We start from the raw sequence: 6,651 nt of genomic DNA on the forward strand, positions 1-6,651 counted from the left end.
CCCATCATCACCGCACCTCCACTCTCAAAAACGAGTGAATCAGCGACAGGCAAACCAATCAACGGAATTTTTCAACACTATCCGGACAAAGCAGTCGCTACATTTATGGTCGGTCAAGGGTTTTTTGGGCTTAAGCTGTACCGTCGGAAATTAATCGGCTTTGGGCTACAACGCGCTCAAAGCGGGCCTTCACGTAAGAGACATCAATTGCATAGGCCCGCTGTCCACTATTAGTTTGGGGCTTCATATCGTTGTCGTAATATGTATCCGAAGAAATCGACGAAAGGGTTTCGATGTTGCTTGGTAGTGCTGACCCCCGGCAGCGCCTATTGTTCATAATCAGAAACAGAATTTAACGGCAGGAGGGTCGAGTGCATAGCATCTCTGATCGAAGTATGTTCGCCACCAAAGTGGCTGAAGAAGCAGGCGCGTTGGCTATTAGATATTTTGGCAATAGAGACACTCTGGTGGTGGATGCAAAGGGTGCTCAGGATTGGGTCAGCGAAGCCGACCGGAATGTCGAGACGTATGTTCGAGAAAAGATAGCCGAGGCCTATCCCGATGACGGAATCTTCGGAGAGGAGCACGCTGCGAAAACAGGGTCCAGCGGGTTTGACTGGGTGATCGACCCAATTGACGGCACCACGAACTTCGTAAACGGCATTCCGGCGTGGACGATCGTCCTGGCGGTTGTTGCAGAGGGACAAACACAAATCGGTGTCATTCACGAGCCGAACGTGGCTGAGACCTATGTCGCCATGCGGGGGGCGGGAGCAACGCTCAACGGGCAGCCAATGCAGGTCGCATCAGGCGTCGATATGGCAAGCGGGACCGTCTCGGTCGGATATTCGAACCGCATCGAAGCGGCAAAGGTGATCCCAATCATTTCAGCCATCATCGAACGCGGGGCCATGTATCATCGCAATGCAAGCGGCGCGCTGTCGCTTGCCTATGTCGCGGCAGGCCGGCTGTTGGGGTACGTCGAAGAGCATATGAACGCGTGGGACTGTCTTGCCGGTCAGCTGTTGATCGCAGAGGCCGGTGGTGTCGTCGAAGAACAGGACGCCAATGAAATGATCCGCGATGGTGGCCGCGTCATTGCCGGTACACCAAAGATCTTTGATGATCTCAAAGCAATTTGCGAGAAGGCATGGCACGTCTGATTTGCTTCAGGCGATAGCCCGCCAGCCGGTGTCACAGCACAGCGTGTCCAAATCAGCGCTCCAGAAATGCCCCTGCCCAGGCTGGTCGTGCTGGCGATCAATCCGCACTCCGGAGAGATGACACCAGAGCAGCGTCCCAACCGCGCCATGGGTTACGATGGCAAGATCACCACCATCGTGCGCGTCCATGATTGACGTGACTGCCCCGACAATCCGGGCCTGAGCATCTGTCGCGGTTTCCCAGCCGCGAAAGCTCACGTCGGGTGCAGCGAAGAATGCATCGGCGGCGGCTTCGAACTGGTGCGGTGGCAGGAAACCGGTGGCACTGCGGTCGTTTTCGCCCAGCGCCGGGTTTACCTTCACCTCAAGGCCGTGCGGTTTGGCCAGGATCGCAGCTGTCTGTTCTGCCTTGCGTTCGGTGCTGGACCAGATGGCGCTGACCGAGGCCATGATCGGCGCATTTGCAAATGCTGCGGCCCGGGTGCGGCCCACCTCACTTAGTTCCCAATTGGTGATTGCGATCTCTGGGTTCATGACCACTTCAGGGTGCGAAATGATAACGAGTTTCGGCAATGTCAGCCCTTTGGCAGCAAAACCGGTCCCCGGTCTGCAAAAGCCATTTTGACGTCAGCGCCCGGTTGCAAAGGGTCATCCACGTCGTCCTGCACGGCAAACACCTGTCCGAATGCGCCGGTCAGCGTGTATTCCATGCGCACGCCGACATAGGTAGCCTTGGAGACTTGTGCCGGGATGCCGGTTTCGTATCCGATTAGGATGCGGGACGGACGCACCGCCAGCGTTGCCGGACCCACGGGCAAATCGCGAGAGGGCAAGCCGTGGCGGTGTCCTTCGATGTCGATTGTCGCCTGATCGCCATCGACTTCGACGATTTTGCACTCGATCAGGTTCGCTTCACCGATGAAGTCAGCCACGAAGCGGTCGATTGGCGCGTCATAGAGTTGTCGCGGGGTCCCGATCTGGGCGATGGCGGCGTTACGCATGACGACGATTTCGTCGGACACGGCAAGCGCTTCTTCCTGATCGTGGGTTACATAGACAACCGTCAGTCCGAGGTCCCGCTGAATGGAGCGAATGTCTTCGCGCACCTGTCGGCGCAGTTTGGCATCGAGGTTCGACAGGGGTTCGTCGAAGAGCAGCACCTGCGGTTCCAGCACCAGCGCGCGGGCGACTGCGACACGTTGTTGCTGGCCTCCTGACAGCTCGCTAGGCAAACGGTTGTCGAAGCCTTTGAGGCCCACCAGTTCCAACCCGTTGAGCGCGCGCGATCTGGCCTCGCTCTTGTCAAAGCCGGAGAATGTCAAACCGTACATCACGTTTTCCAGCACGCTCATATGTGGGAACAGAGCATAAGACTGAAACACCATAGACACATCGCGATCAGTCGCGGGCAGCTTGGTCACGTCGCGATCGCCAATCACGATCCTGCCCGAGCTGGCCATCTCCAGACCGGCAATCATGCGCAGCGTCGTTGTTTTGCCGCAGCCCGATGGTCCCAGGAGCGTCACCAGTTTACCTGCTTCCACATGCAGGTCGATGTTGTCGACGGCCACGACATCTTTGCCAAATACTTTTGACACTCCTTCAAACCGAACCGGCGCGGCTTTACTAGCAATGTTGGTATCCGTCATGTCGTTCTTTCCGCTCCGATCTGGGTGCGCCGACCGATCTGCACGCGGCCCACGAGGAATTGCAAAAGCCCTACAGATGCCAGCATCACGAAGATCAGCGTGGTGGAATAGGCGATGGCAAGGCCGTAATCATTGTTCTCGACGCGCCCGATGATGTAGCTGGTCGCCATGTCGTATTCGGCCGATACCAGAAAAATGACTGCAGAGATCGCGGTCATCGCGCGGACAAAACTGTAGACGAGTGCCGCTAGGATGGCGGGCTTGAGCAGGGGCAGGATCACGCGTCGGAACGTCTGCCACGAGTTTGCACCCAGCGTCAGCGAGGATTCATCAAGCGACCTGTCCAGTTGCGACATGGATGCGATACCCGCACGCACGCCAACGGGCATGTTGCGGAAAATGAAGCTGATCACGAGGATCACACCAGTACCTGTAATTTCGATCGGGGGAACGTTGAAAGCCAGGATGTAGCTGACCCCGATGACGGTACCGGGAATGGCAAAGGACAGCATCGTTCCGAATTCGAAGGCGTTCTTTCCGGCGAAATTTTGGCGTGTAAGCAAGTAGGCGGTCACCAATCCTACAGCTGCCGTCAGCGGAGCCGCTATGGCCGCAATGCTGATGGTGGTCCAGAAACTGTCCCATGCAGCACCCGTCCAGCGGATGCCTTCCTCTTCAATGCGCACTGAGAAGGCGGTGACATAGTGTTTGAAGGTGAGCGTGTTGTTGACGCCCCAAAGCTCGACGACGCTGCCGTAAATGATCATGCCGTACACAACCGCTGTAAACAGCGCCCAGATGGTCGCGATGGCGAGCACGGGTATTGCCAGCCCATTGGGCATCAGCGGATGCACGCCGGCGTCCCCCTTGCCGGAAACGGTGGTGTAGCTTTTCTTACCGAGCCAGGCGCGCTGCGCGTAAAAGGCAGACAGCGTGAAGAAGAGCAGCACCATGGCCAGCACGGCGGCCCGACCCTGATCATATTGCGCGCCGACGATGGCAAAGAAAATCTCGGTCGACAGAACGTCAAAATTACCGCCTAGAACAAGCGGGTTGCCGAAGTCGGCCATGCTTTCGATGAAGCCGAGCAGAAAGGCATTCGCCAGACCGGGTCTCATCAGGGGCAGCGACACCGTTCGGAAGGTTTGCCACCTATTGGCGCGCAACGTTTGGGCGGCTTCCTCCATCGACGGCGATACACCTTCGACAACACCGATCAGCACCAGAAATGCGATGGGGGTGAAGGCCAGCGTCTGGGCGATCAGGACACCCGGCATTCCATAGAGCCACCGCGACGGTTGCACGCCAAAAAGATCGGCAAAAAAGACTGTGACCGACCCGGATAAACCGAAGAGTAGGATCAAGGCCAGCCCGATTACGAAGGGGGGCGTGATGATTGGCAAAACCGTCAGCGCGCGCATCCCGCGCTTGAACCGAAACCCTGACCTGGTAACCACAAGTGCAAAACAAAGTCCCAGAACCGTGGTGATCAGGCCGACGAGAATGGCCAAAAAGAGGGAGTTCCACGCGGCGCCGCATTTCGCACCCCAAAAACACCCCAATCCCCAAAGACGGTCATCAAAGAATTTCGAGGCAAATACAGATACCGAATAGGCGCCGTCTTCGGTCACAAAGGCCGAAAACAGCATGTTGGCAATTGGAAAGAACACGAAGGCGGTGACGATTGTTATGACGCCGCCGATCGCGCTGACGACAAACACATCGCCGTTGACTGCACCGCGCGCCGCGATGCCCTGCGTGAGCAGGAACAGGAAGGCCGACGCACAGAGCATCGCGCCATACCCCATACCGAACTGTCGGATTTTTGGCTCGCCAAACAGGGCCTTGAGCCAGTCGAAGTTGAAGCCGCGAATGCCGATCCCGAAGCCTTGCGCAATCAGCCAGCCAAAGCCCAGTGCGCCCGCGAGTATCAGTGTCTTAGCGTAGATCGGATCAGATTTAGGTTTCCCCAGCACCAGAATCGGCAATGCCAGCGGGATCAGCAAGGGTGCAAGCCAGAGCTTTTCACCCTGCCCGATCAGAAAGAGAGCGGGCGCAAAATCTTCATCAAACGGATAGCCACTAAATAGCCATTGAAATGACCAAAGGCCATCCTCAACCATGTACCATGGCAGCAGGACGTAGCCGACCCACCCGACAATGATCCAGAAGATCAATACCGGGTGGGTCCTGGTTTTCGCAGTGTCAGTCACTTACTGCGGCAGCACCGAAACGTCTTCGTCCCACTTTTGCAGCAGACGCTTGCGCTCATCAGAGGAGCCGTACTTTTTGAAGTCATAGTCGATCAGCTTGATCTGGCTCATATCCGGGGCGCTTTCAGACGTTTGCGCACCCTTGTTGGATGGGACCTGGAAGGCATTGACTTCAAGCGCGAGGTTCTGCGCTTCGGCACTCAGCGCCCAGTCGTAGAACTTCTTGGCTTCTTCCTCGTTGCGAGCGCCTTCAATGATCGACATCGAACCGATCTCGTAACCAGTGCCTTCGCACGGGGCGACAACCTTTACAGGGAAGCCCGACACCGCCTGCTTGACCGCGTCATGCATGAAGACAATGCCGATCGTGTTCTCGCCACGACCCGCAGCCTTGATGGGTGCTGAACCGGATTTGGTGTACTGATTTATGTTGGCGTGAAGGCCTTTCATGAACTCAAACCCCTCGTCCTCGCCAAAGATCTGCACCATCGACGCCAGCGTCGTGTACGCAGTTCCGGACGAATTCGGGTTCGCCATCTGAACGTGCCCTTTATATTCCGGCTTGAGCAGGTCCTTCCAGCAGGCGGGTTCGGGCAGGTTGTTGGCCGCAAGGAGGTCAGAGTTGTAGCCATAGCCCAACGCACCCGAATAGATACCGATGGTCTTGTTGCCAGCACTTTCGGCCTGTGAAATTGCCCAGTCATGCAACTGGTCACGCACAGGCGATACATATTCCATAGTTAAACCTTCTTCGGCCGCTTGAAGGTGCGGGTCCCCCGTACCGCCCCACCAGACATCTCCTTTTGGGTTTGAGCTTTCCGCACGGATTTGCGCAAAGGTCTCGCCAGAGGATTTGCGAGTCATGTTCACGTCAATGCCGGTGGCGTCCTCGAAGCTGCGCGCCATCAGCTGGCACCAGTCTTCCTGGGCTGAACAGTAAAATGTCAGCTTGTCAGCATGCGCAGCACCCATGGAAGCGACGAATGCGATCAGTGAGCCAGCAAGTGTGTTTGTCAGTTCTTTCAAAATCTTTCCTCCCATAATTATCCAGCTGCCAGCTTTGAGCCGGGAACCGTCATGTCACCTGTGAGGGCGGCCACGCTTAAGTGTGGCATCTTCTGATTTCACCAGTCTCGGTACGGCTTTTCCTCTTTGTGACTATGTAAGTCTGACCACTCTAACGCTTGTTTCGCAAGGATTTTTGCAGAGCGACAAAATCAGTGCGATCCAAATGGAGCACCTTTGCAAGCATTATTCAAAGGAAGATCGCAAGCTCATCCATAGCCTTCGAATGCGCGGAGCTTGATACTTGCGCCAATTGGCGAATGTGTTCTGGGCAATCAGATTGTCTAGCGGAAATGCAGATTTTGCAGCGAATGTTGAAAGCTAGCTTCCGATTTTGACCCCACTTGTGACGTGTGGGTTCACGCAGTGAATGCGCTCTCATCGCCCTGCATGACCGAGGAAACTTACCCTGCGAACGTCAACAATGGGCTCAAAGCAGTCATTTGCTGCAATAAAGTCGAACGACTGCTCTGCGGAGATAGTGTTGAAGAAGTCGCCGTTTGGGCGCGTTCAGGATGCGGACTCAATAGGCTTCCGCCTTCCCTTCATCCCGTCAGTCTA

General features: G+C 56.2%; 6 protein-coding genes. 2 read left to right on the top strand and 4 right to left on the bottom strand.

Going from position 1 to position 6,651, the window contains the following annotated elements:
* A partial coding sequence (locus ACR0LX_RS22735; protein ID WP_480785604.1) for a hypothetical protein occupies positions 1–234 on the top strand: 234 nt, incomplete at its 5' end.
* Positions 235–371: 137 nt separating this feature from the next.
* A complete protein-coding gene (locus tag ACR0LX_RS22740) occupies positions 372–1,163 on the top strand; it encodes an inositol monophosphatase family protein (RefSeq protein ID WP_480785605.1) in 792 nt (263 codons plus the stop codon).
* A 6-nt stretch (positions 1,164–1,169) separates the two neighbouring features.
* Here ACR0LX_RS22740 and ACR0LX_RS22745 read toward each other — a convergent pair whose 3' ends face one another.
* The 4 genes from ACR0LX_RS22745 to ACR0LX_RS22760 all read right to left on the bottom strand — a co-directional run bounded on the left by ACR0LX_RS22745 (position 1,170) and on the right by ACR0LX_RS22760 (position 6,051).
* Positions 1,170–1,736: a histidine phosphatase family protein gene (locus tag ACR0LX_RS22745; protein WP_480785606.1), complete on the bottom strand. Its 567-nt coding sequence runs from the start codon at positions 1,734–1,736 to the stop codon at positions 1,170–1,172.
* 2 nt (positions 1,737–1,738) lie between these two features.
* Positions 1,739–2,812, bottom strand: coding sequence for an ABC transporter ATP-binding protein (locus ACR0LX_RS22750; protein ID WP_480785607.1), 1,074 nt, complete (start codon positions 2,810–2,812; stop codon positions 1,739–1,741).
* Complete coding sequence (locus ACR0LX_RS22755) at positions 2,809–4,935, bottom strand: ABC transporter permease (protein WP_480785609.1); 2,127 nt, start codon at positions 4,933–4,935, stop codon at positions 2,809–2,811. Before ACR0LX_RS22755 ends, ACR0LX_RS22750 begins: the two co-directional genes overlap by 4 nt.
* Positions 4,936–5,025: 90 nt before the next feature.
* On the bottom strand, positions 5,026–6,051 hold the full coding sequence (locus ACR0LX_RS22760) for an ABC transporter substrate-binding protein (RefSeq protein ID WP_480785608.1): 1,026 nt from the start codon (positions 6,049–6,051) through the stop codon (positions 5,026–5,028).
* Positions 6,052–6,651: the final 600 nt, after the last annotated feature.

It is taken from the genome of Ruegeria sp. CH11 (assembly GCF_056537105.1).

Coding starts and splice junctions, on each gene's coding strand:
- ACR0LX_RS22755 (WP_480785609.1), bottom strand. CDS start 4,935: ATGGTTGAGGATGGCCTTTGGTCATTTCAATGGCTATTTAGTGGCTAT.
- ACR0LX_RS22750 (WP_480785607.1), bottom strand. CDS start 2,812: ATGACGGATACCAACATTGCTAGTAAAGCCGCGCCGGTTCGGTTTGAA.